The organism is Bacillus sp. 22190 (assembly GCF_052045575.1).
In the GTDB taxonomy this organism is placed as follows: Bacteria; Bacillota; Bacilli; order Bacillales; family Bacillaceae; genus Bacillus; species Bacillus altitudinis.
On sequence record NZ_JBQEPF010000009.1, the window covers coordinates 107,357 to 130,952 of the forward strand.

The window sequence follows — 23,596 nt, forward strand, 5'->3', positions numbered from 1 at the left end:
ACTTTCTCAATCAAGAAATGAGTGGTATGATACTCATAACTAATAAAACAAAGGGGAATAGTATGATATGCAATTGTTCGATTTATCACTAGAAGAGCTAAAAAAATATAAACCAAAGAAAACAGCACGTCCTGATTTCTCAGACTTTTGGAAGAAATCGCTCGAAGAACTGCACCAAGTGGAGGCAGAGCCAACACTTGAATCTTATGACTATCCAGTGAAAGGCGTCAAGGTGTACCGCCTGACGTATCAAAGCTTTGGACATTCTAAAATTGAAGGCTTTTATGCTGTGCCTGATCAAACTGGTCCGCATCCAGCGCTCGTTCGTTTTCATGGCTATAATGCCAGCTATGACGGCGGCATTCACGACATCGTCAACTGGGCGCTGCATGGCTATGCGACGTTTGGAATGCTTGTCCGTGGTCAAGGTGGCAGTGAAGACACATCAGTGACGCCAGGCGGGCATGCATTAGGGTGGATGACAAAAGGCATTTTATCGAAGGATACGTACTATTATCGAGGTGTTTATCTAGATGCTGTTCGTGCACTCGAAGTCATTCAGTCTTTCCCCGAAGTAGATGAACACCGTATCGGCGTGATCGGTGGAAGTCAGGGGGGTGCGTTAGCGATTGCGGCCGCAGCCCTTTCAGATATTCCAAAAGTCGTTGTGGCAGACTATCCTTACTTATCAAATTTTGAGCGTGCAGTTGATGTTGCCTTGGAGCAGCCTTATTTAGAAATCAATTCATACTTTCGCAGAAACAGTGATCCTGAAGCTGAAGAAAAGGGATTTGAGACATTAAGTTACTTTGATTTAATCAATTTAGCCGGCTGGGTGAAACAGCCAACATTGATGGCGATCGGTCTGATTGATCAAGTGACACCGCCATCCACCGTGTTTGCGGCATACAATCATTTAGAAACAGATAAAGAGCTGAAAGTGTACCGATATTTTGGGCACGAGTTTATTCCTGCTTTTCAAACAGAGAAGCTGTCCTTTTTACAAAAGCATTTGCTTCTATCAACATAAGAGCATGACAAAGAGCTAAAATGACATTCATTTTAGCTCTTTGTCTTTTTCAGCTATTGGAGCGTTCAGCTTAATAACTGGTGTTCTGTCTTGTTTTTTCATCAGGTACTAATGCTGTAACGATCAGGGCAAGGGCTGTGATGATGTGAAGGATGAATCCGAGAATCGGAATCCATGCAAGGCAGGATGTGACAATTCCAATGATACTTCCGATCATTGGTCCCTGGTCTCGCTTCGATAAGACGAGTGTGATAATATGCAGAATAAGCATGACCATGAGCGGTGAATAGCCATTGCTGATAACGAATAGACCTCCGATCACAGGGATAGCAAGGCAAGCTTCAAAAATCCCAGTGATCCATTTCATAATGCGAGATATAGACATCAGATCCAACTCCTTTTTCATATATGTCTTATTCGTATTTTCCCAAAAGGTGAAGAAGTCATGCAGAATTCTATAGAAAGAGTTGATGGACACTTGAGAGAAAGAATTAAGGAAGAGCTGAAAATCATCGAAGAAACGTATGACATCAAGATTTGTCTCGCCGTTGAATCGGGCAGCAGGGCATGGGGATTTCCTTCAACTGACAGTGATTATGATGTTCGCTTTTTATACGTTCCCCGGAAGGAATGGTACTGGGCGATGGAGGAGCATCGTGATGTCATTGAACGGCCAATTGATGACATGCTTGATATAAGCGGCTGGGAGCTGCGAAAGGCGTTGCGTTTATTCAATAAATCGAATCCATCCATTATGGAATGGCTGTCTTCTGACATCATTTATGCTGAATCTTTCTCTTTGGCAAAGCAGCTAAGAGAATTAAAGGATCGAGCGTTTTACCCTGCGGCTTTGATGTATCATTACCTCAATATGGCGAAGCGGAATGAAAGCCGGCATTTACGAGGGGAGCAGGTGCGAATCAAGAAGTATTTCTATGTGCTTCGTCCGCTGCTTGCCTGCCAGTGGATTGAACGTTACCGAACAGTTCCACCAATGGACTTTCATGAATTACTCAAGGAGCTAGTGGAGGAAGGCCCGCTGTTAGCAGAAATTCACGAACTGCTCAAACGTAAAATGGACGGAGAAGAAATGGATGTAGAGAACCGTCTCGCTCATGTCCATCCATTTATTGATCAAGAGCTGGTGCGTTTTGATGAATTGGTGAAAAGCTACAATCAGCCGAAAGACAATCTGATGCAAGAATTAAATGAGCTTTTGCAGTCTACCCTTGATGAGGTGTGGGCGTAAGCATGAAAGAGCCAGCCGGTTAGCGGCAGGCTCTTTTTTATCTCTTATTGTGATAAAACCACAAAAAAAGTCAGAATTTTTGTCATCTTCAAATATTGTAGCGGACAGCTCATGAGCCTTACAATAAAGACATAGCTTACAAAGAGTGGGAGGTGCCCTTTATGGAGTCGGTCACAAGAAATTTCTTCTTGTTTTTGTCAAAGAGCAGTCTCTTGAACCATATTGCTCGTAATTGGGGAAGTGCTGTTGCATCAAAGAAAATCATCGGTGGGAAGGATTTTGAGAGCGCTATCCCTGTCATCAAACGATTAAATGATCAAGGTATGGCCGTAACGGTCGATCACCTCGGTGAGTTTGTCACAAAGGCAGAGATTGCAAATGAGCGGACGAATGAGTGTATTCAAACCATTCAGCGAATTGCAGAGGCGGGACTCAATTCCCACGTCTCACTTAAAATGACATCGCTTGGCTTAGATATTGACGATGATCTCGTGTATCGCAATATGAAAAGCATTTTAGATACGGCAGAGAAACACCGTATTATGGTGACAATTGATATGGAGGATGAACAGCGCTGTCAAAAAACGCTGGACATTTTTAAAGAAATGAAATCTCAATATGAGTATGTCAGTACGGTTTTGCAGGCGTATTTGTACAGAACAGAACAAGATCTTGATGACCTAAATGAGTTGCAGCCATTTTTAAGACTTGTAAAGGGTGCCTATAAGGAATCCGCCGAAGTGGCGTATCCAAACAAAAAAGACGTCGATCAGAATTACAAGAAGCTGATCGAAAAGCAATTACTCTCAGGGAACTATACAGCCATTGCGACACATGACGATCAAATGATCGAATTTACGAAACATATTGTGAAAAAACACAATATACAGACAGATCAGTTCGAATTTCAAATGCTGTATGGCATGAGATCAGAAACGCAGCAAGCACTCGTAAAGGAAGGCTATCAAATGAGGGTCTACACCCCGTATGGACGAGAGTGGTATGGCTACTACATGAGACGTCTTGCAGAACGACCGGCAAACATTGCATTTGCTTTAAAAGGGATGACGAGAAAATAATTTGAAACGGGAGCGTGACAAAGATGACAACACCTTACAAGCATGAACCATTCACGGATTTTAGCCAGGAAGAAAATCGCCAAGCGTTTGAACAAGCATTAGCCAAAGTAACAGAATCACTTGGGCAAACCTATCCGCTTGTGATTAATGGAGAAAGAATCGAAACAACAGACAAGATTGTCTCGATCAATCCGGCGAAGAAGGAAGAAGTCGTGGGTACCGTATCAAAAGCTGGGAAAGAAGAGGCAGAGCAAGCGATTCAAGCTGCGGCAAAAGCGTTTGAAACATGGCGCTACACGTCTCCAGAAGAAAGAGCCGGCGTCTTATTCCGCGCTGCGGCAAGCATTCGCCGTAAAAAGCATGAGTATTCAGCCCTTCTCGTAAAAGAAGCAGGGAAGCCTTGGAATGAAGCGGATGCAGATACAGCAGAAGCCATTGACTTCCTAGAGTATTATGCCCGTCAAATGCTAGAGCTTGCGAAAGGCAAACCGGTGAACAGCCGCGAAGGGGAACGCAATCAATATGTGTACACACCAACTGGCGTGACGCTTGTCATTCCACCATGGAACTTCTTGTTTGCGATCATGGCAGGAACAACCGTTGCACCAATCGTCACAGGGAATACAGTTGTTTTAAAACCAGCAAGTGCGACGCCTGTCATTGCAGCCCGCTTTGTAGAAGAACTGGAGCAAGCAGGTCTTCCGAAAGGTGTTGTCAACTTCGTGCCAGGTAGCGGAGCAGAAGTAGGAGATTACTTAGTAGATCATCCGAAAACAAGCCTTATTACATTCACTGGATCAAGAGAAGTGGGCACACGTATTTTTGAACGTGCGGCAAAAGTACAGCAAGGACAACAGCATTTAAAGCGTGTCATTGCTGAAATGGGCGGTAAAGATACAGTCGTTGTAGATGAGGATGCAGATGTTGAATTAGCGGCTAACGCCATTTTCACATCAGCCTTCGGATTCTCAGGTCAAAAATGTTCAGCTGGATCTCGTGCTGTCGTCCACGAGAAGCTGTATGACCAAGTCGTTGAGCGAGTGAAGGAAATCACAGAAACGAAAACAACAGCGAATCCGTTATCAGCTGATGTGTACATGGGACCTGTCATTGATCAAGCTTCCTTTGACAAGATCACAGAATATATCGAGATTGGCAAGCAAGAAGGCCGTCTAGTCACTGGCGGAACAAGTGATGATTCAGAAGGGTACTTCATTCATCCAACCGTGTTTGCAGATCTAGAGCCAACATCTCGTTTAATGCAAGAAGAAATCTTTGGACCTGTCCTAGCTTTCTCAAAAGTCTCAAGCTTTGATGAGGCGCTTGAAGTAGCCAACAACACAGAATACGGGTTAACCGGTGCGGTCATTACAAATAATCGTGATCACATCAACCGTGCGAAGCAGGAGTTCCATGTCGGGAACCTTTACTTTAACCGTAACTGTACGGGAGCGATTGTGGGTTACCACCCATTTGGCGGCTTTAAAATGTCAGGAACTGATTCAAAAGCAGGCGGTCCAGATTACCTTGCTCTGCACATGCAGGCCAAAACGATCAGCGAAATGTTTTAATATGGAAAAGCATGAACTCGTGCAGGCGAGTTCATGCTTTTTTTACCTGTCTACGACTTGTTTCTATACAAATATGACTGGAAAGAAGTATGATAAATGTATCACTTATTCAGGGAGCAATCGGGATGGAAGAGATATTAGAAAAGCTTCATACATTTTTTGATGTCGATAAATTAATTGCATTTATTAGTGGTTATTTAAAGAAACCAGTCATTTTAGAAAGTACTGAATGTCAGCTGCTTGCTTATAATTCTTACAGCATCCAGCAGTTCGATCCAGTCAATCAGCAAACCATTTTCTCAAAGGAATGTCCGGGAGCTGTGGTGGATTGGTTAAAAAAAACAGGGGTCATTGAGCAGCTATATACAGATTCAAATCCTTTTTATGTGAATGGTCATGAGGAGCTCGGGTTTAATCGACGAGTGGCTGTGAGCGCCAAGCACAAACAAGAGGTTGTCGGCTTTATTTGGGTGCAGGACATTGAAGATTCTCTCTCTCAAGAGGAGCTGCAATTTTTACACGAGGCATCGTTTCAGGTTGGAAAAGTTATTTATAAAAATAAGAAACAGTTGGAGAAAAAGGAAGGCAAGATTGAAGAGTTCTTCAAAAAGGTCATGGATGATCATTTTTATACAGAAGAAGAGCTGAAATGGGAAGCTGAGAATTTAAGCATTCCACTGCCAGCTGTCTTTACGGTGATGGTTGTTCATGCCGCCGATAATAAAAGTGAGACGGCAGAAGATGTGAAGGATATGATTAGAACCTATTTACAGCTAGAAGACAAGGTCAATCACGTCTACTCTGTGCAAGCAGACATCGTCGTGATATTAGGCAGTTTGTCAGATCGACACTCACCAAAAGCGACCGCTGCGGATGTCGTCGCCCATCTTCAATCGAAAACGCATACACACCCATCTCCTTTATATATTGGGATGGGAAGAGAATATCGAGATGTCATGAAAATGAGCACAAGTCGATTTGAAGCGATAGAAGTCGTGAAAGCAGTGAAGATTGTCGGGGGGCAGGAATTGATTCCATACGATTACGAGCATTTGGGGGTCTTCCGGTTCTTAGACTCGATTTACAGTCACCAAAAAAAGAAAAACGACTTTAATCCAGATTTGTTGCGCCTAAAGGAAAAAGACCGTGACAGCCAAACATCATTTTTAAAAACCTTAGAGGTCTACTTATTGAATAATTGCAAGCTAAAGCCAGCTGCAGAGCAGTTGTTTATTCATCAAAATACACTAAACTATCGAATGAAACAAATTTTTGAAATGACGTCTATCGATTTAAGTCATTTTAGCCAGCGTTGTGAGTTATTTATTGAATTGATGCTGATGAAAAAAGATCAATAGGCGTGGACTCCGCAGGTGCAAAGGCTGACCTGCGGATTCATGCTAGATGATAAAATGGCATACAATTGCCTTATTTCGTTGTATGATAGATAAAGATTTTATAAGGAAAGTGAAAGGAGGGCCACCTTTGGGATCAGTCACCTTGGCCATTTTGATTTTCATCATGACCCTCGTCCTTGTCATTTGGCAGCCAGGACGTTTAACCATTGGATGGTCAGCGTGCGGGGGAGCGATTCTTGCTCTTGCTTTTGGGGTCGTTCATTTGGGCGATGTATGGGAAGTTACCCAAATTGTCTGGAACGCCACCTTTGCATTTATTGGAATTATCATCATTTCATTGATTTTAGATGAGATTGGTTTTTTTGAATGGGCGGCACTTCATATGGCAAAAGCCGCAAGAGGGAACGGGGTCCGCATGTTTATTTATTTAACATTGCTCGGCGCTGTGGTAGCCGCTTTTTTTGCCAACGATGGAGCGGCACTTATCTTAACCCCGATCGTTTTATCTGTGGTCAGAGCGTTGAAGCTGGATGAGCGTATGATCCTGCCATTTGTTATGGCAAGCGGCTTTATTGCAGATACGACGTCTTTGCCATTTGTCATTAGTAACTTGGTCAATATCGTATCAGCCGATTATTTTCATATTGGCTTTCTTGAATATACAGCAAACATGTTCGTCCCAAACCTTGTATCGCTTGGCGCTAGTATGCTTGTGCTGTATGTGTTTTATCGGAAACTCATCCCGAAAACGTACGATGTTTCGCAGGCGAAGGAACCAGCTTCGGCCATTCGTGATCTGCGCATGTTCCGGTTATCTTGGTATGTGTTAGGGTGCTTGCTTGTTGGATATTTTGCTGGGGAATTGGCAGGCATTCCGGTGTCAATCATTGTAGGAGGCATTGCCATTGCTTTCTTATGGCTGGCGAAACGGAGTCCACAAGTGGCGACAAAACGAGTCGTCAAAGAAGCACCGTGGTCGATTGTGTTTTTCTCTATCGGCATGTATGTCGTGGTGTATGGGCTGAAAAATGTCGGCCTGACAGAAATTTTAGCGGCATGGATTGAACAGGGGGCGTCACACGGTTTACTTGCGGGAACGATGTTTATGGGGGTTCTGGCAGCCGTGTTATCCTCTGTCATGAACAACCTCCCAACCGTTTTAATTGATGCGATTGCCATCGGTCACACAGATACAGCAGGTGTGATGAGAGATGCACTGATTTATGCCAACGTCATCGGCTCAAACCTTGGTCCGAAAATGACCCCAATCGGTTCATTGGCGACATTGCTGTGGCTTCATGTCTTGAAGAAAAAAGGTGTGCATATTTCTTGGGGGGCATACATGAAAGCTGGAATCATTCTAACCATACCGACGCTGATCATCACGTTATTGGGGTTGTATGTGTGGTTATGGTTGATACATTAAAAAGCAGATCCAATGGATCTGCTTTTTGTTGTTATAGATATTTTGCATAGCGTTTTTCCAAAAAGTCTTGGAGCAATGAGACCACACTGCATATGCCCCAGTAAATCAAGGCAACCAATATATACATGGTCATATAATCGAATTCTCTTCCGCCCACAATTTTTGCTTGCTGGAAGAGTTCGGGCACAGTAATCATTGCTGCTAGTGAGGAAGCTTTGATTAAATCAAGCATGACGTTGGTCAGGGGCGGCAGTGCAATGCGCACGGATTGAGGCAAAATGACTCCGCGCATCGTTTGCCAATAGCTGAGACCAAGTGATTTGGCGGCTTCCACTTGACCACTAGGAACAGAGGAGAGAGCCGCCCGGTTAATTTCGGCAATGTATGCAGCACTATTGAAGCTGAATCCAATAATAGCAGCAGTGACAGCTGTAAATTCAATGCCGATGTAAGGGAATCCGAAATAAAGGATAAACAAAATGACCAGAATGGGAACCCCACGCATGAATGAAATATACAGCCGTGCAGGCAGCCGAAGGAACCATGTATTTGCCATTCGAGCAAGGGCAATAAAAAAGCCAAGAATCGTACCAAAAAACATGCTCACAAAAGAAATGAGCAGCGTCAGCCAGATGCCTTTCATCACAAACGGAAATGACGCTTTTGCCAGTGCAGGATTAAAGATATATTCTAAATGAATATCTCCCACGGCTGCGGCTCCTTATTTAGAAATGTCGACATCTTCGACATCAACATCAATTTTCTTTGAGACGTCAGCATGATTAAAGAATTTCTCCGAAATCTTTTTCATGGTTCCGTCTTTTTTCATCTCTTTTAATACACGATTTAATTCTTTTTGAAGCTCTGTATTGTCTTTTTTCATCACAAACCCTTGTTCATTCGGCATGTACTTTAAGTCTGGATGGATCGTAATATTTAGCTTAGGGAATGCAGCAAGCGCCAGTGTTTGCAAGTAGTAGTCATTTAAAATGACATCTGTACGGCCGTTTGCGACATCCTTTAAATATTGCTCGTTTGTGGCATTATCATAGATGACTTCTTTTGCACCATACTTACGGGCAACATCCATATAAATGGTCGTTGCAGCACCTGCTGCTTTCTTTCCTTTTAAATCCTTTAGCGTTTTAATACCTGACAGATCATCTTTTCTGACGATAGCGGTTCCATATGAGTATTTATAAGGTGTTGAAAAGGCGAACTTATCTTTCCTGTCATCTGTGATGTCGATATCGTTTGCAGCGGCATCCACCTGACCTGAATTAATGGCACTGAGCATACCGTCATAACCCATTTCTTTAAATTCTACTTTTACGTCAAGGCGCTTAAATGCTTCTTTGACGACTTCCACTTCATAGCCAGTCAATTGATCCTTGCCGTTAGATGTATCATGGTAAGACGTAGGATACAAGGTGCCTGAAGTAGCGACCACAATTTTCCCTTTCTTTTGAATCTGATCCCACTTTGATTCTCCAGACTGAGATGAACCTGATTGATTGCAAGCAGTCATGACAAGCATGAGAGCAGACACAACAAGCAGCACCCATATAGGTTTTCTATGATAAAAACGACTCATTTAAGAATCCTCCTCTATTTTTTATACAAAACAAAACATAGCACGCTTTTTCAGTTAGGACAACGTTTTCAGATGAAAAGCGAAAAAGTAAGAATATTATGTGCAATTTGACGGTGTGAATAATGTATAAAAAAGGAAAGGATGCGCAAATTAAAATCGAATAAAGGAGGGAACGACAGAGATGAAAAAAACAAGTGGTTTGATCATACTAACGATGGTGATATTATTTGGTTTTCAAGTGAATACGGCTCATGGAGAAACACCTCAAATGGAGAAGCGCCCCGTCACGCATCAAGTAAAATTAACGACAGAGCAACAAAAACAAATTGAAGTACTTGAACAGCAAATTTTGTCTAAACGAAAAGAAGTGATCGAAAAATACGTTCAGTATGGTGTGTTAACGAAGGAACAAGGCACGCACATCACAAAACGAATGGATGAACATTACAATCACTTAAAAAATAACGGGTTTGTTCCATTACTAAAAAAACCACAGCACCATCGACCATAAGTTTAAGAAAACCGGCAGCAAGGTGCCGGTTTTTATTGTTTATTTGTTAGAAGGTCAGCGTCTCACCATCTTGAGGGACAAAAATGGCCTGATCTGCATGATTCTCTTGAATGTAAGACTTTAATGCCGCTCTTGTTAATAAACAATGATTCACGGCTTCAAGGTGACAGGCGATGATTTGAGCTTGTGGTTGAGTATGGTGAATGTCTACAATCTCTTCTTTTGTCATCGTAATTGGGTCTCCCTCTAAAAATTGGGCAGCCCCACTATTGACCACAATAATATCTGGCTGGCATGTATTCACAACCTCTTTCGGCTCATCACACCAAATGGTATCTCCTGCAATATAAAGAGTAGGCTCATCAGGATGAGAGAAAACAAAACCGCTCACTTGTCCCATCCGTTTAGCGGTTTCTCCTGTCCCGTGCTGCCCGCCAGTTCGTTTGATATGAACACCGCAAACATCCATTTCATCTTCAATGCATGTGACATGCTGAAATCCAGCTTCTTTTACTTCCGTGCGATCTTTCTCTGATTGAGTATAGATCGGCAAAGTTTGCGCTAATCTCTTTTTTGCCTCGTCGTCAAAGTGATCTACATGTAAATGAGTGAGCAGAACAGCATCCGGCTGTAATATCTTGTCCAAATCAATGTTTGCAGGCAGCTCAACAATTGGATTGTTTACATGTTGATTGGCAGTATGCGGGAACGGTGGATAGGTTCCTTTTGCTGCTAAAAAGGGATCGATTAAAAATGTTGACGGACCATATTGAAGGTATAAAGTAGCATTACGAATGAGTGTTATTTTCATTAGAAGGCCTCCTTTTTTTCTCATTAAGTTTACAGTATATTAAAAGAGCCTCATGTGACAGAGGATCATGAAAGTCTTTCAGTGGATCGACTTGATTTTTGAAAGAGGTGAGCCAATGCTAGACAAAACAGATATGGATATATTAAAAGAACTCTCAAAGAATAGCCGATTGACGATGAAAGCACTTGGTGAAAAAGTCCATTTAACCGGTCAAGCTGCTAAAAATAGAGTTTTAAAGCTTGAAGAAGAGGGGATTATTGAAGCCTATACCATTTCAATTAACTGGCGGACACAGCAGAACATCCAAACATTTTTGCAGCTCTTTACCCGAAGTTATGATCATGAACCGCTTTTATCGTTTCTCCACCAAAAGGAAGAAATCAAAAACCTGTTTAAAATAAGTGGAGAGGGCTGTTATATGGCTGAAGGACATTTCTCCAGTCATGATGAGCTTGATCAATTTTTAACGGAGCTAACAAAGCATGCAAATTATAAATTGTCTATCGCTGTGAAACGTCTCACTCATCAAGAATAGATGAGGCGCAGGAGGAAATAACCGATGAAAAGATTAATTAAACATCAGGCTGAACCGATCACAAAGGAAAGAATCAAAGCGGATTTGGTTCAACTTGGTGTAAGGAAGGGCATGACCTTATGTGTCCACTCATCCTTGTCATCTATTGGTTGGGTGAATGGAGGAGCTATAGCCGTTATACAAGCTATGATGGATATTTTAACAGATGAAGGAACACTGATTATGCCGGCACAAACATTAGAGCTGTCTGATCCTGCTGATTGGATCAATCCGCCTGTTCCTTATTCTTGGTGGAAACCGATCAAAGACACGATGCCTGCATTTGATCCGGCTTACACAGCTCCAACAGCAATGGGAAAGGTAGCGGAGACCTTTTGGAAATACCCAGGCGTAGAAAGAAGCAATCATCCTCATTTCTCATTCACCGCCTGGGGGAAAAGGAAAGATGAAGTGTTGAACCACCATGCGCTTCCTTATGGTTTAGGAGAAAATTCACCTCTTGGACGTATGTACGATCTTGGTGCAAAAGTGCTGCTAATTGGCACGTCATTCGAAAGTGTGACAGCTTTTCACTTAGCTGAATATCGAATCTCACAGCAAGACCTCATGACACGAGGGGCCCCCATTTTAGAGAATGGTTGGAGGGTGTGGAAAGAGTATCAAGATATCATCACAAGAGAAGAACTATTTGAACAGATTGGTCGTGACTTTTTACAATCGGAATGTAGTTATAACCACAGTCAAATCGGGCTAGCCAATTCGTATTTATTGCCGATGAGAGAATCAGTCGATTTTGCAGAAAAATGGCTTGAGCAGTACGACCAGGCGTGATCTAAGCAGTCTGAAAATCAAAATAATAGAGATCTTGATCAGGGTGCTCAGATATATAGCAGGTGAGCTGATAGTCTCCTTTTGGAATGGAGAAAGACAGTACCTGTGCCATGACGCTTGTTAGATAAACATGATCACTTGAATGAGTAAATGGCACTGTGATGACTCTATCAACGGATGATGGAGGCTCATGGCTGTTTAATGTCACGATAATAGAAGCCTTTCCGTTATTGATGCCTTCAAAAGAAATACCTCGATCCCCAGTTGCGAATCCTTGAAGAATATCGTCATCTGTCCAATCAATCACAGGTGGCGTCGTGCTTCCAGTGTATACGGTGATTTGGTGATAGGAGATAGATAGGGGATACATTTGATTTAAATCATTCATATAGATTAACTCCTTTATTCATAAAATTTGTCCAGCTGGCGATCATGTTGAAAAGTGAATGTTTGAAAGTATGATAATTGAAGAGAATGTTAGGCAGCAAGACGATTGTCGCCGTCTTGCGCTACTGTTTGAGGGATCTAGATGTGAAATTGCGAAACCATTTCTTTTAGGTCTCCTGCTAAATGGGCAAGAGCCTCTGATGAAGCTGTTACTTCTTCCATTGCTGCAAATTGTTCTTCTGTTAAACCTGCTACTTGTTGTGAATGTTCACTCGTCAGTTTAACGCCTTCTGTGATAGAGGCAAAGGTCTGCTTCGCATCATTTGTATAAGCTGCGATTTTTTGGGATGCATCCGATAAATGTTGAATGCCATCTGCCATTTCCTTCATTGACTGCTGAATGTCAATAAATGAATCCTCTGTATGAGAAATAAGAACAGCCCCTTGAGCCGCTTCCTCTCGTACTCGTTTAATGGCACTCGTCGAATGATTCATCTCTTTTTGTATTTCGGAAATGAGATGTGAAATCATGTTGGATGAGGTTTGCGATTCTTCTGCGAGCTTCCTCACTTCGTCTGCCACAACGGCAAAACCTTTTCCGTGTTCACCTGCGCGTGCTGCCTCAATGGCCGCATTAAGAGCAAGTAGATTTGTTTGGTTAGCGATATCTGTAATCACTTTGGAAATTTGATCAATCTCGGCTGAACGTGTTTCCAACGCTTGAATTGCTGTACCATTCTCTTCAATTGATTTTGCAATAGATGTCATTTGTGAATTGACTTCACCGATATTTTGTACACCTTTTTGGGCCATTTCTTGTGCGGACTGGCTTCTTGTTGCCATTTGTCCCGCATTTTCAGTGATGTTTACCAGCTCGTTAGATACTTGTCTCATCGTGTGCTCACTAGCTGTCATTTGGGCTGATTGCTGTTCAGACGATTGAGCGACTTCTTGAATGGTATGGGTAATTTTTTCTGATGCTGCACTCGTTTCTTCTGCGCTAGCTGACAGCTCCTCAGAAGAGGTGGCTACTAATTCAGATGTTTTGATTACATTTAAAATGGTGTGATTTAATTTCTCACGCATCTTATTAAAGTGACCTGCCAGCTCAGAAAGTTCATCGCCCGTGTGATCTGTCACGTTGATGGTTAAATTTCCTTCGCCTGCACTCTTAATAGCAGATGCCATATGTTTGAGACGTGTCTGAATCCGCTTTGTGAAAATAGAAATAATTATAACAGAAACAATTAAACTTAACAGTAGAACCGTGACAAATTGAATAAAGAAAGACTGAAGCATTTGTGAAATCATGCTTTGATTTGCACCGGTATAGAAAATACCAATCGTTTCCCCTGTATCATTTTTGATGGGCATATAAGCCGTTTGGTAGTCTTTCCCGGCAACATTGGCTGTTCCGTAATAATTCTCGCCTTTATCCAAAACAGCGGCCTTTACTTCAGGTGAGACTTCGGTTCCTACAGCTCGTTTCCCGTTTAACATGACATTTGTGGCAACACGGGTATTTCCTTGGAAAATCGTGATTGTATCACCAGTATATTCGGCTAATTGATCAACCAATGTGTCATGGTTATTGATTTGAGTATTTCCTTTGTAAAGCTTGCCATCTTTTATCTGCCACGAGCCAGCAACCTTTTCAGTTAGGTAAGCGTATCCTAGCTTTAGATCGCCTTTTGCTTTTTCGGTGGCCATTTGCTTAATGTTCTCTGTCATTTCGCGGTTCACTACATAACCAACAACTGCTGAAAATACGATGAGGACACTTAAAAAGATCAGCATTATTTTGGCGCCAAGCCTCAGTTTTCCTTTTTTCTTCATGCTTTTTACTCCTTTAGGTATAAGGTAGGGGTATCCCTCCTTAAGGATTATCGGCATGAAAAAAATGTTTGATATACGTGAATGCACTTACACAGAAATTTTTGTTGTGAAAAAAGGAAAGATAGTGCTACTCGATAATAAATTGGATTCTTGTGCCATCAGGATCATCTGATAATTGATGACTTACCCAAGAGCCTGCCCCCCTATTATCCGAAGGACGTACATATTTGACAGAAGCCCCTGCTCCACCTTCTTTACACATCGCCATTGGCCATTCATCACGATCATAACCACGCTTTGTTGGAATGCCATGAAGTGATTTGTCTCTTTGCTCATCACTATTTTTTCGATCAATGGTGCAAATGGAAGAATGACCTTCGTCAATAGCTTCTTCTATGTGCTTCGCGGTTTCTGGATATCGATCTGATGGAAAGTGAATGGTTTTGTCATAAGAAGAGTTTGTCGTCTCTTGTTTATGTTGCCCTAGTTGGACATAGCCTGTCGCTATACCAATGACAATCAATAAAAGCAAGAGAATGGTTTTAAGAAGTTTCATAGATGCTAGCTCTCTTTCTCTTTAGCGTATTTTGTAAACAGAAGTATAGCAGAATTACTTACCAATTTCTCCTCGTTTTGAAAAAACGTCTTTTAAAGTTCGAAAAACGTTTTTTACCTGTTTATGCTCTTTTCCTATTTGAACAAAAATCACAAAAATTTTAATTTTGCTGCTCATATTACAATTCTGCTTATGTAAAATGGCTTTATCACAGGTTTTTAGGCTAATTTCAAGATTTTAACACACAGAAATTTCAAAAAAATAAAATTGACTAGACCGATATGCTTTAATAATATGGAGTCAAATATCAAAAAATGTCGTAATTTATCAAAATATGATTCCATTTACATTGCAGGAGGGAAGTACAAATGGCGGATGTCTCTTATCGGCTCGGAATAGACATAGGTGGAACATTTACTGATTTATCGCTGATGAATGAAGCAACAGGGGAGCTAACTGAACTCAAGACACCTACAGTGACAGATGACCCAGCTCAAGGAATAATCAATGGGCTAAAACTTCTAAAAGAAAGAGGTGTCGATTTATCCAAAATCCAATATCTCGTACACGGCATGACAATCGGTCTTAATACATTATTGCAGAGAAAGGGAGCAGATTTAGCCCTTTTTGTAACGGAAGGTTTTCAAGACATTTTGTCATTACAGCGTTTACGTCTACCCATTCCTTATGACTTCAATTCTCAATTGCCAGAACCATTGATACCACGAAAACATGTATATCCAATCTCTGAAAGGCTCATACACGATGGTTCGATCAAAAAACCTCTCCAACTGCAGCAATTAGATGATGCTGTCCAGCAGGTCATCTCTAAAAAGCTAGCAGGCATTGTCATTTCTTTTTTACATAGCTATCAAAATCCAGTTCATGAATTACAGGCAAAAGCCTATATTCATCATCATTACCCACAGTTAGATGTCCTGACATCTTCAGAATTATGGCCACAAATGAGAGAATATGAGCGGACAGTGATGTCTGTTGTCAATTTGTACATTCAACCAAAGGTGAAACAATATTTACAAACGTTGAAAAACCGTTTGAAAGAAGAAGGTGTACCAATTTCTCCATACATTACCCAATCAAATGGTGGTTTAATGGATGCAGAAAGTGCAGCCACTTCACCCGTTAAAACACTTTTTTCTGGCCCGGCAGCTGGTGTAATTGGTGCGGCAAGAATTGCAACATCTGCAAATGAACCCAATTTAATTACGTTTGATGTTGGTGGCACAAGTGCAGATATCTCGATCATTCAAAATGGGCAGCCTACAATGGCTCAATCGAATCAGCTTTCAGGATTTCCGATCATTCTTCCATCTGTTGCAATGTATTCGATAGGGGCTGGCGGAGGTTCTGTCGCATGGCTTGATCAAGGCGGGCTTCTTAAAGCAGGACCGGAATCAGTTGGCTCGCAGCCTGGACCGGCTTCGTATGGAAAGGGAAAAAAAGCTGCTTTAACCGATGCATTTCTCATATGCGGTTACCTCAATCAAGATCGGTTTGCCGGAGGACATTTACAATTGAAGCGGTCTGCAGCGGAAATAGCCTTTCAGCCAATTGCTGATCAACTTCATAAAACGGTCGAACAGGCGGCTGACCAGTTGATTCAAGTGGCTGTTGCCAATATGTACACAGAACTAAGCAATGTCATGGAGCAGCAAGGGTTTGATCCTAGAGATTTTAGTTTGCTAGCATTTGGCGGGGCAGGGCCTGTTGTCGCGAATTTCCTTGCGAGAGAAATTCATGCGAAAAATGTGGTCGTCCCTCCAAGTCCAGGGACATTATGTGCGCTAGGTGCACTTACAGCCGATTTTATCCATGATGCTGTGTTGTCTAAGAAAATCTGCTTACAAGACTATACGCTTGACGAATTAAAACAAGATTATGAAATGCTTTCTCGCAAAGCAACGGGTTGGTTCAGCCAGCAAAACATTCAACATATCAAACAAACGTCCATTTTGTTATTAGCAGATGCCCGCTATCAAGGACAGGCATTTGAGATTGAATTGCCATTATCGGTGGATTGGCTAAAGCAGGAACAAGACGTCTATCATCTGATTGAAGCTTTCCACAGCCTACATGAGCGTCAATATGGCCATAGAGATGATCAGGCGAACATTGAATTTACTCATTTGCGAGTTCGGGTTATAGGTGAAACGCCTCCACTGCCTTTCTCTTCTGTTGATGAAAGCAGCGGACAGCCTTTAATACCACAATCATACAGACGAATCTTTATAGAAGAAAAAGAGTACGAAGCATCTGTTTACAATCGGAGTACTTTGTCATTAGGCGCTGTTGTGAAAGGACCTGCCATCATTGAGCAAGATGATACGACAACATTGATTTTGCCAAACTGGGCAGGCAGCATAGACCATTCAGGAAACTTGGTGATTTCAAGGGAGGCGGCTTTACATGGGAACTGATCCAGCAAAGCTTGAGATGATGAGGAGTTATTTTAATGCAATTGCATCAGGCATGGGACATGTCATTGAGCGGACATCCTTTACAACATTCGTAAAAGAATCGGCGGATTTTGCTACAGCATTAGCCACGCCTTCTGGAGATTTCTTTGTTTACCCAAAAACAGTCGGTGTCACGATCTTTTTAGGGCTGAGTCTCAAAAAAGCGATTGAAGAAAGCGGACCGATGCAGCCGGGTGACATTATCATCACAAATGATCCTTATACGACAAACGGTTTAGCGACTCATTTGCCAGATGTCCATATCATCAAACCCATTTTTATAGAAGATGAAATTGTCAGCTATGCCTGGTCTTTTGTTCATGTAAGTGATGTGGGAGGTCTTGTCCCTTCAAGCATTTCTCCAACTGCAACAGATGTTCATCAGGAAGGATTAAGAATTCCACCAGTGAAAATCTATGAAGGTGGAAAAGAGAATCAGGTTGTTCGTACCTTTTTAAGAGCTAATAGCCGGGCGAGTCATTTAAATGATGGCGATATTAATGCGATGATTGCCGCTGTTAATACAGCAGAAATCAGACTAAAAGAAATGATCGAGAAATTCGGAAAAAACGAAGTGAAGCAAGGAATGATTGATCTGCTGAAGCAAGCAGAGGATCGCGCAGGAAAAGTCATTGAAGCCATCCCTGATGGAACGAGTGAATTCGCTGATTACTTGGATGATGATATGATTTCGGACGTGCCGATCCGATTAAAGATCAAGCTGACGGTCAAAGGGAAACAGCTGACACTGGACTTCTCTGAGTGTGACCCGCAAGTTAAGACAGCTTTTAATCTTGTCACCAATGGTCAAAAGCACTCCTTTTTATATCAAGGGTTGATCAATTACATTATTAGTAAAGATCCTTTTATTCCGATTAATGGTGGGATTACGTATCCGATAGACGTGATTTCACCTAAAGGAACGCTTGTCCATCCAGAATATCCGGCTTCTGTCGGTATTCGGCATTCCATTACAATGAGACTGTATAATGTCGTGCTAGGTGCTATTGGTAAGCTGTTGCCTGAAGCAGTGCCGGCGGCAGGTGCAGGTCAATCCGCTATCGTCGTTCTCTCTGTTCCTGATGATCAAACAGGAGGCAGAAAAATGTCTGTGGTCGAACCGTTAGGCGGAGGCGGCGGTGCTCAAAAAGGGACTGATGGAGTAGATGGAATTGATCATTCGTCAGGATTTTTAAAAAATACACCCATTGAGAGCTTGGAACAGCATATTGATATTCATGTACACCGATATGAACTGTTGCCAAACACAGGTGGAGCAGGGGAACATAGAGGGGGACATGCGATTGGTTTAGAATTTGAAATGATCAAGCCAGAATCGATGGTGACGGCACGAGGAATGGAACGAATGAAGTTTCAACCTTGGGGGTTAATGGGCGGACGTGCAGGAGCAATTGGTGAGGTGAAATTGACCAAACCAAATGGGGAGACACAAAACCAGCCGAAAATTGATGTCATGCGTCTTGAAAAAGGCGATATTGTTCAATTGGTTTCACCAAGTGGAGGAGGATGGGGGAATCCATTTGCTAGAACGAAAGAAAAAGTCCTTCATGAAGTGGAAGCAGGGCTATTAAGTGAAGAAAGAGCACTTCAGCAATATGGCGTCAAAGTCTATCGAGATCATAATGAATGGAAAATTGATGACGAACAGACGAGCAGGCTTCGTGAAAAGATGAATGATGCTGATGCTGTCGCTTGGGATTTTGGAAAACAAAGAGCAGCTTATGAGAAAGTGTGGACAGACGAAGCCAGCAGTGAGCTTGCTGTGCAGCTTCGTTCATACCCAGCAAATGAGCGTACGCACTATAAACATGCGGTTCATTCTCATTTTAGTCATAGACAAGAACCGTTAACAAAGATGGATATTATTCAAGCACTTCATCAGTTGAATCAACAAAAAGGGGGAAACGAATTATGAAAAGAAGATTAATGACCATATTTGCAGGTGTCCTATCCATCATGATACTGCTGTCTGCATGCGGTGGAAATGGGCAGGACCAAAGTAAACAGCAGCAGACTGTGATCGTTGGTGTCTACGGAGGGGATTGGGAAAAGAATATTAAGCCAATCCTCGAAAAGTTTGAAAAGGATACAGGCATTAAAGTACAAACGGTCTCTGGGGCAGATTCTGAATGGTTTACAAAATTAAAAGCATCTAATGGTAAAAATCCACCGTATGATTTGCTTATTTTACAGCCTGATACGATTCAAAGAGGTATTGCGGCAAACGTTCTTGCGCCTATTGATGAAGATCAAGCACCGAATGTGAAAAAGCTTTATCGTTCTGTTCAAAAGAAACTCACTGTTGATGGAAAACAATATGCAGCAGGCTTTAGTATGGGACAGCTTGGAATTGCTTATAGAAAAGATCTTGTCAAACAGGAGCCAAACAGCTGGACAGATTTATGGAGCGATCAGCTGAAAGGGAAAGTGGCGATTTCTTCCCCAACTTATTCAGCGGGCTTACAATTTTTCTCTGCACTTGTCCATGCTCAAGGAGGGACAGAATCAAATCCTAAGGATATTGATAAAGCATTTAAAAGCCTAGCACAATTAAAAGGGCGTGTAGCTGCTTTTCCTGATAACCCAGGGTCTATTCAAACGCTGTTAGAACGTGGTGACGTGACGGCAGTTCCATATTGGGATGGCCGAGCATTTGCACTTGAAGAAGAAGGGATGGATATTGGATTCTCATATCCGAAAGAAGGCGCTGTGGCAGCAGTTGCGAGCTGGGCGTTAACAAAGGGAAGTCAGCATGAGGAAGCGGCTTATAAGCTATTAAACTACCTTAGCGGGAAAGAAGCTCAAGAAGCCTTCTCAGAAAAATCTTACTATGGCATGTCGAATTCTGATGTGAAATACGGAGACAAAATTAAGGGGAAAGTGAAGGTTGGCGAAAATTATTATAGCAAGCTGACTTGGGTAGATTACGAAACAGCGACCTCGGAGCTCGGTCAATGGACAAATCGATGGAATGAAGTATTAGGCGGAGGAAAATAGGTGATCGCATGAGTGGAATCAATTTAGAACATATCAGCCAGCATTTTGGCGAGCAGATTGCTCTTGATGATGTCAGTCTTACGGTAAAAGAGGGAGAGTTTTTCTCCCTTCTTGGCCCTAGTGGCTGCGGAAAATCAACTTTACTCAATATCATTGGTGGTTTTTTAGAACCGACAAAAGGAGTCGTCTATATTGGTGATCAGGATGTGACGACTTTACCTCCTTATCAAAGAAAAACGGGGATGGTCTTTCAAAGCTATGCACTTTTCCCACATCTCACCGTATTTGATAATGTTGCATATGGGTTGAAGGTTCAAAAGAAAAAGAAGGCGGAAATCAAGCAAAAGGTGATGGAGAGTTTGTCTCTTGTTCAATTAGAGTCATTTGCCAAACGTATGCCGCACCAATTAAGTGGAGGTCAGCAGCAACGGGTCGCCATTGCACGGGCACTTGCCATCCAGCCTGCCGTTCTTCTTCTGGATGAACCACTCAGTAACTTAGATGCAAAACTAAGAAAAAATATGCAGACGGAGCTGCGAAATATTCAACGGAATGTCGGGATTACGACTATTCTTGTGACGCATGATCAGGAGGAAGCCTTAAGTCTTTCCGACCGAATTGGGATATTAGGTGAGGGGAAAATTCAGCAGATTGGGACACCTTTAGAAGTATATCGTCAGCCAAATAATCGTTTTGTTGCTGAATTTATCGGACAGGTCAATCTATTTGAAGCGGAATATGATGAAGTTACTTCCACATACACTGTTCCACATTTCATTCAATCAAACGGGAAGCAAGTTCAGCTAAAAGTTGCCGCATTTAAAGAGAAGAGCGAGAAGCATTTACTCATGCTGCGTCCTGAGAGAATCAAGTTATCTTCTGTCGGGGAGGAAGTTCAGCCAAATCATGTCACAGGCGTGTTGGCAGATGTCAGTTATATTGGGCACTCTTTACGTTTGGTCGTTGGGCTTAATCAAGGTGAAATCATTGTCCATGCATCAGACGCAGCATTTCCCGAGCTGCCTCAAGTTGGAGAAACTGTGCATATTCATTGGCAGCCTGAAGATATTGTGTTCTTAGATTCGAAGGTGCATGCGTGATGCGAATCAAAAAAAAGAATCAGCGCTTTCATTGGTTTATGCTGCTGCCAGCTTGTTTGTTTCTAGTTGTATTCCTTCTTGCTCCGCTTGTGATGATGTTTGTCCTCAGTTTTCGTGATGTGGATTCGATGATGAATACGTTACAATCCTATAGTTTGTCTCAATATTTACATGTATTTACGACAGATGCATATGTGAAAGCAATTGGAAGTACTGTGTGGGTGGCCTTACAGACAACGGTGATTTGTTTATTGATGGCATATCCAGCAGCTTATGTGCTAGTGAAAGCACCTCACCCAAGATTGCGGGCTTTTTTCTATATCTTACTTGTATCGCCGCTTTTGACGAGTGTCGTCATTCGGACATTTGCATGGATCGTTCTTCTTTCGCAAAATGGCTTGATCAATGGCATGCTGATCGATTTACATCTGATTGAGAAACCGTTATCGATGCTGTGGAATATGAATGCGGTCATTATTGCTTATGTTCAAGTGATGCTGCCTTTTGCAGTGCTGCCTATTGCAACGAGCTTAACTGATATGGACCGTCACTTAAGACCGGCTTCTATGAGTCTTGGTGCTGGTCGTATTCGGACATTTTTTCATGTGACCTTGCCGCTTACGATTCCAGGCATGATCACCGGAGCAATTATTGTCTTCTCACTTGCAGCAGGAAGCTATATTACTCCTCTGCTAGTCGGTGGACGGATGCAACCGCTCTTGCCACTGTCCATTTATCAGCAGGTCATGCAGGTGTATAATTTGCCTCTTGCCGCTGCGATGTCCTTTACTTTATTGATTTGTGTGCTAGCGGTCGTCAGTCTATTAAGCTATCTATTGAAGCGTTGGGAGGCGAGGATGCATGCGTAAAAAATCAATAGGTGACCGTTTGCTTTCGGTTCTGATATGGACCGCAGGCTCACTCGTTTATCTCTTTTTAACCGTACCTGTTCTTGTCATTGTTCTTTCTGCTTTTAGCCCGAATGCCTTTCCTGAATTCCCGCCGACTTCGTTTTCCGTTCGCTGGTTTCATGAGGTCGTGTCGAATCCAGAATGGATGGAATCTTTGCGTATCAGCGTGATTCTGTTATTGATTGTGACGCCGCTTACTGTTCTTTTAGGAACGATGGCTTCTTATGCTTTAGCAAGGCTTTCCTTTAAGGGAAAGGAAGCTGTTCAAGCCTTTATTTTGTCACCTCTTATGATTCCTCAGGTGGTGTTAGGGATTGCGATGCTGTATTTGTTTACGGCTATGGGGTTTACAGGGTCTTTGTGGGCATTAGTCATTGGGCATGTCATCATTGGTTTTCCTTATGTGGTACGAACCGTGGGTGTCAGTGTTTCAAATCTTGATCCACGTCTTGAGCTAGCTTCCATGAATCTTGGTGCAGGGCCCATACGTACTTTCTTTCGTGTGACACTGCCCTTGATCAAGCCTGGCATTATCGCAGGTGGAGTGTTTTCTGCTGTGACATCATTTGGTGAAATCTCGATTAGTTTGTTCGTTTCTTCACCTCAAACCATTACGATTCCCGTGAGGACGTTTAATTACATTGAGCAAACTTTTGATCCGAGTGTCAATGCGATATCTGTCATATTTATTATCATTTCTATCATTGCGTTGCTCATTATTGAGAAAACGATTGGTCTGTCTAAGGTGATGTAAATATAATGAAGAAACAAGGAGCTGTCATTTGAAATGACAGCTCTTTTTGTATTGTTTTTTATGGTAAAAATATTCAAAGTTTTATGGAATATAGTTCTTAAGGTTTAAGAAAATGCGAGGCGTGATAGGAGACCTCTCTCCTACATTTTCGGTCATATTTGAAAAATTTAAGGAAAAACATGAAATTTTTGCGGTAATTGGTCATTTATTTTCGGTGGAACGCAACTATTATTAGTTATTTTCGGTAAATATCGTAAATTATGATGTGATCCCTTCGGCATAACGCATGAATCTTTACACCCATTTTTCGGTGAAAAAAACAATAATTTCATATAAAGTGGACGTAAATAGAAAATATCTAAAAGAAAAGAAGAAAAAGGCAAATCTATGGAAACATAGAGACGCAAAGCCATGTCCTAAGGTAAAAGTTGCTTTTTTACTATGGTCGGCAGGTTACCGAATCAAAATGGGAGTCCCTCCGTTTTATTCGGGGTGGGCTCCTTTTCTGTTATTCCGTCTATTTTAATGAAATAGACTTGGTTCTTTTGATATAGAGGGTGCA

22 protein-coding genes and 1 riboswitch are annotated in these 23,596 nt (G+C 42.1%); of the genes, 15 read left to right on the plus strand and 7 right to left on the minus strand.

Going from position 1 to position 23,596, the window contains the following annotated elements; genetic code table 11:
• The first annotated feature begins 67 nt into the window (after nucleotides 1-67).
• Nucleotides 68-1,030 carry an acetylxylan esterase gene (locus ACTJKA_RS13570; protein WP_035703150.1) on the plus strand — a complete coding sequence of 321 codons (963 nt, stop codon included), beginning with the start codon at nucleotides 68-70 and terminating at the stop codon, nucleotides 1,028-1,030.
• Nucleotides 1,031-1,100: 70 nt separating this feature from the next.
• Here ACTJKA_RS13570 and ACTJKA_RS13575 read toward each other — a convergent pair whose 3' ends face one another.
• Nucleotides 1,101-1,415, minus strand: coding sequence for a hypothetical protein (locus ACTJKA_RS13575; protein ID WP_008342068.1), 315 nt, complete (start codon nucleotides 1,413-1,415; stop codon nucleotides 1,101-1,103).
• 60 nt (nucleotides 1,416-1,475) lie between these two features.
• Here ACTJKA_RS13575 and ACTJKA_RS13580 point away from each other — a divergent pair, with 60 nt between their 5' ends.
• From ACTJKA_RS13580 to ACTJKA_RS13600, 5 genes are all read left to right on the plus strand, one after another.
• Complete coding sequence (locus tag ACTJKA_RS13580) at nucleotides 1,476-2,279, plus strand: nucleotidyltransferase domain-containing protein (protein ID WP_079920380.1); 804 nt, start codon at nucleotides 1,476-1,478, stop codon at nucleotides 2,277-2,279.
• A gap of 161 nt (nucleotides 2,280-2,440) precedes the next feature.
• Nucleotides 2,441-3,358 (plus strand): proline dehydrogenase family protein, encoded by a 918-nt coding sequence (locus ACTJKA_RS13585; protein ID WP_007498256.1) that lies wholly within the window; start codon nucleotides 2,441-2,443, stop codon nucleotides 3,356-3,358.
• 23 nt (nucleotides 3,359-3,381) lie between these two features.
• Complete coding sequence (gene pruA, locus ACTJKA_RS13590; protein WP_108611504.1) at nucleotides 3,382-4,929, plus strand: L-glutamate gamma-semialdehyde dehydrogenase; 1,548 nt, start codon at nucleotides 3,382-3,384, stop codon at nucleotides 4,927-4,929.
• A 125-nt stretch (nucleotides 4,930-5,054) separates the two neighbouring features.
• Nucleotides 5,055-6,287, plus strand: coding sequence for a PucR family transcriptional regulator (locus tag ACTJKA_RS13595; protein ID WP_008342058.1), 1,233 nt, complete (start codon nucleotides 5,055-5,057; stop codon nucleotides 6,285-6,287).
• A 127-nt stretch (nucleotides 6,288-6,414) separates the two neighbouring features.
• Entirely contained in the window at nucleotides 6,415-7,713 is a 1,299-nt protein-coding gene (locus ACTJKA_RS13600; RefSeq protein ID WP_008342056.1) for an arsenic transporter, read from the plus strand.
• Between the two features lie 31 nt (nucleotides 7,714-7,744).
• Here ACTJKA_RS13600 and ACTJKA_RS13605 read toward each other — a convergent pair whose 3' ends face one another.
• Both ACTJKA_RS13605 and ACTJKA_RS13610 read right to left on the minus strand, forming a co-directional pair.
• Nucleotides 7,745-8,422, minus strand: coding sequence for an amino acid ABC transporter permease (locus tag ACTJKA_RS13605; protein ID WP_008347854.1), 678 nt, complete (start codon nucleotides 8,420-8,422; stop codon nucleotides 7,745-7,747).
• 12 nt (nucleotides 8,423-8,434) lie between these two features.
• Nucleotides 8,435-9,250 carry a transporter substrate-binding domain-containing protein gene (locus ACTJKA_RS13610; RefSeq protein WP_412055019.1) on the minus strand — a complete coding sequence of 272 codons (816 nt, stop codon included), beginning with the start codon at nucleotides 9,248-9,250 and terminating at the stop codon, nucleotides 8,435-8,437.
• Nucleotides 9,251-9,488: 238 nt separating this feature from the next.
• Here ACTJKA_RS13610 and ACTJKA_RS13615 point away from each other — a divergent pair, with 238 nt between their 5' ends.
• Nucleotides 9,489-9,818 carry a YckD family protein gene (locus ACTJKA_RS13615; RefSeq protein ID WP_007498247.1) on the plus strand — a complete coding sequence of 110 codons (330 nt, stop codon included), beginning with the start codon at nucleotides 9,489-9,491 and terminating at the stop codon, nucleotides 9,816-9,818.
• Between the two features lie 46 nt (nucleotides 9,819-9,864).
• On the opposite strand, the gene ACTJKA_RS13620 is transcribed toward ACTJKA_RS13615, so the two are convergent.
• Nucleotides 9,865-10,629: an MBL fold metallo-hydrolase gene (locus tag ACTJKA_RS13620; protein ID WP_326110629.1), complete on the minus strand. Its 765-nt coding sequence runs from the start codon at nucleotides 10,627-10,629 to the stop codon at nucleotides 9,865-9,867.
• A gap of 115 nt (nucleotides 10,630-10,744) precedes the next feature.
• Here ACTJKA_RS13620 and ACTJKA_RS13625 point away from each other — a divergent pair, with 115 nt between their 5' ends.
• Nucleotides 10,745-11,164, plus strand: coding sequence for an Lrp/AsnC family transcriptional regulator (locus tag ACTJKA_RS13625; protein WP_008347846.1), 420 nt, complete (start codon nucleotides 10,745-10,747; stop codon nucleotides 11,162-11,164).
• A gap of 24 nt (nucleotides 11,165-11,188) precedes the next feature.
• Nucleotides 11,189-11,995: an aminoglycoside N(3)-acetyltransferase gene (locus ACTJKA_RS13630; RefSeq protein ID WP_076822633.1), complete on the plus strand. Its 807-nt coding sequence runs from the start codon at nucleotides 11,189-11,191 to the stop codon at nucleotides 11,993-11,995.
• Nucleotide 11,996: 1 nt separating this feature from the next.
• Here ACTJKA_RS13630 and comJ read toward each other — a convergent pair whose 3' ends face one another.
• The 3 genes from comJ to ACTJKA_RS13645 all read right to left on the minus strand — a co-directional run bounded on the left by comJ (nucleotide 11,997) and on the right by ACTJKA_RS13645 (nucleotide 14,774).
• Entirely contained in the window at nucleotides 11,997-12,383 is a 387-nt protein-coding gene (gene comJ, locus ACTJKA_RS13635) for a competence protein ComJ (protein WP_050826928.1), read from the minus strand.
• Between the two features lie 137 nt (nucleotides 12,384-12,520).
• Nucleotides 12,521-14,218: a methyl-accepting chemotaxis protein gene (locus ACTJKA_RS13640; protein ID WP_081114846.1), complete on the minus strand. Its 1,698-nt coding sequence runs from the start codon at nucleotides 14,216-14,218 to the stop codon at nucleotides 12,521-12,523.
• Nucleotides 14,219-14,345: 127 nt separating this feature from the next.
• Nucleotides 14,346-14,774 (minus strand): NucA/NucB deoxyribonuclease domain-containing protein, encoded by a 429-nt coding sequence (locus tag ACTJKA_RS13645; protein ID WP_007498233.1) that lies wholly within the window; start codon nucleotides 14,772-14,774, stop codon nucleotides 14,346-14,348.
• Between the two features lie 368 nt (nucleotides 14,775-15,142).
• On the opposite strand from ACTJKA_RS13645, the gene ACTJKA_RS13650 reads away from it, so the two are divergent.
• From ACTJKA_RS13650 to ACTJKA_RS13675, 6 genes are read left to right on the plus strand one after another with little or no spacing between them, the layout of a single operon-like run.
• Nucleotides 15,143-17,212 carry a hydantoinase/oxoprolinase family protein gene (locus ACTJKA_RS13650; RefSeq protein ID WP_046342601.1) on the plus strand — a complete coding sequence of 690 codons (2,070 nt, stop codon included), beginning with the start codon at nucleotides 15,143-15,145 and terminating at the stop codon, nucleotides 17,210-17,212.
• A complete protein-coding gene (locus ACTJKA_RS13655; RefSeq protein ID WP_035390499.1) occupies nucleotides 17,202-19,187 on the plus strand; it encodes a hydantoinase B/oxoprolinase family protein in 1,986 nt (661 codons plus the stop codon). Before ACTJKA_RS13650 ends, ACTJKA_RS13655 begins: the two co-directional genes overlap by 11 nt.
• Entirely contained in the window at nucleotides 19,184-20,269 is a 1,086-nt protein-coding gene (locus tag ACTJKA_RS13660; RefSeq protein ID WP_008347834.1) for an ABC transporter substrate-binding protein, read from the plus strand. Before ACTJKA_RS13655 ends, ACTJKA_RS13660 begins: the two co-directional genes overlap by 4 nt.
• Nucleotides 20,270-20,277: 8 nt before the next feature.
• Nucleotides 20,278-21,369 (plus strand): ABC transporter ATP-binding protein, encoded by a 1,092-nt coding sequence (locus tag ACTJKA_RS13665; protein ID WP_025206726.1) that lies wholly within the window; start codon nucleotides 20,278-20,280, stop codon nucleotides 21,367-21,369.
• Entirely contained in the window at nucleotides 21,369-22,238 is an 870-nt protein-coding gene (locus ACTJKA_RS13670) for an ABC transporter permease (RefSeq protein ID WP_008347830.1), read from the plus strand. The genes ACTJKA_RS13665 and ACTJKA_RS13670 overlap by 1 nt, the downstream gene beginning before the upstream one ends.
• The gene (locus ACTJKA_RS13675; protein ID WP_007498221.1) at nucleotides 22,231-23,034 is read left to right on the plus strand and encodes an ABC transporter permease; all 804 of its coding nucleotides are present in this window, start codon (nucleotides 22,231-22,233) and stop codon (nucleotides 23,032-23,034) included. Before ACTJKA_RS13670 ends, ACTJKA_RS13675 begins: the two co-directional genes overlap by 8 nt.
• A gap of 368 nt (nucleotides 23,035-23,402) precedes the next feature.
• A riboswitch (cyclic di-GMP riboswitch) is annotated at nucleotides 23,403-23,495 on the plus strand.
• Nucleotides 23,496-23,596 lie beyond the last annotated feature (101 nt).

What these genes read in the sequence shown, in the direction of transcription:
- comJ (WP_050826928.1), bottom strand. Translation starts at nt 12,383, where the DNA reads ATGAATGATTTAAATCAAATGTATCCCCTATCTATCTCCTATCACCAA.
- ACTJKA_RS13570 (WP_035703150.1), top strand. Translation starts at nt 68, where the DNA reads ATGCAATTGTTCGATTTATCACTAGAAGAGCTAAAAAAATATAAACCA.
- ACTJKA_RS13595 (WP_008342058.1), top strand. Translation starts at nt 5,055, where the DNA reads ATGGAAGAGATATTAGAAAAGCTTCATACATTTTTTGATGTCGATAAA.
- ACTJKA_RS13625 (WP_008347846.1), top strand. Translation starts at nt 10,745, where the DNA reads ATGCTAGACAAAACAGATATGGATATATTAAAAGAACTCTCAAAGAAT.
- ACTJKA_RS13660 (WP_008347834.1), top strand. Translation starts at nt 19,184, where the DNA reads ATGAAAAGAAGATTAATGACCATATTTGCAGGTGTCCTATCCATCATG.
- ACTJKA_RS13675 (WP_007498221.1), top strand. Translation starts at nt 22,231, where the DNA reads ATGCGTAAAAAATCAATAGGTGACCGTTTGCTTTCGGTTCTGATATGG.
- ACTJKA_RS13615 (WP_007498247.1), top strand. Translation starts at nt 9,489, where the DNA reads ATGAAAAAAACAAGTGGTTTGATCATACTAACGATGGTGATATTATTT.
- ACTJKA_RS13650 (WP_046342601.1), top strand. Translation starts at nt 15,143, where the DNA reads ATGGCGGATGTCTCTTATCGGCTCGGAATAGACATAGGTGGAACATTT.
- ACTJKA_RS13655 (WP_035390499.1), top strand. Translation starts at nt 17,202, where the DNA reads ATGGGAACTGATCCAGCAAAGCTTGAGATGATGAGGAGTTATTTTAAT.
- ACTJKA_RS13640 (WP_081114846.1), bottom strand. Translation starts at nt 14,218, where the DNA reads ATGAAGAAAAAAGGAAAACTGAGGCTTGGCGCCAAAATAATGCTGATC.
- ACTJKA_RS13670 (WP_008347830.1), top strand. Translation starts at nt 21,369, where the DNA reads ATGCGAATCAAAAAAAAGAATCAGCGCTTTCATTGGTTTATGCTGCTG.
- ACTJKA_RS13630 (WP_076822633.1), top strand. Translation starts at nt 11,189, where the DNA reads ATGAAAAGATTAATTAAACATCAGGCTGAACCGATCACAAAGGAAAGA.
- ACTJKA_RS13620 (WP_326110629.1), bottom strand. Translation starts at nt 10,629, where the DNA reads ATGAAAATAACACTCATTCGTAATGCTACTTTATACCTTCAATATGGT.
- ACTJKA_RS13585 (WP_007498256.1), top strand. Translation starts at nt 2,441, where the DNA reads ATGGAGTCGGTCACAAGAAATTTCTTCTTGTTTTTGTCAAAGAGCAGT.
- ACTJKA_RS13665 (WP_025206726.1), top strand. Translation starts at nt 20,278, where the DNA reads ATGAGTGGAATCAATTTAGAACATATCAGCCAGCATTTTGGCGAGCAG.
- ACTJKA_RS13580 (WP_079920380.1), top strand. Translation starts at nt 1,476, where the DNA reads ATGCAGAATTCTATAGAAAGAGTTGATGGACACTTGAGAGAAAGAATT.
- ACTJKA_RS13575 (WP_008342068.1), bottom strand. Translation starts at nt 1,415, where the DNA reads ATGTCTATATCTCGCATTATGAAATGGATCACTGGGATTTTTGAAGCT.
- ACTJKA_RS13645 (WP_007498233.1), bottom strand. Translation starts at nt 14,774, where the DNA reads ATGAAACTTCTTAAAACCATTCTCTTGCTTTTATTGATTGTCATTGGT.
- ACTJKA_RS13610 (WP_412055019.1), bottom strand. Translation starts at nt 9,250, where the DNA reads ATGCTTGTCATGACTGCTTGCAATCAATCAGGTTCATCTCAGTCTGGA.
- pruA (WP_108611504.1), top strand. Translation starts at nt 3,382, where the DNA reads ATGACAACACCTTACAAGCATGAACCATTCACGGATTTTAGCCAGGAA.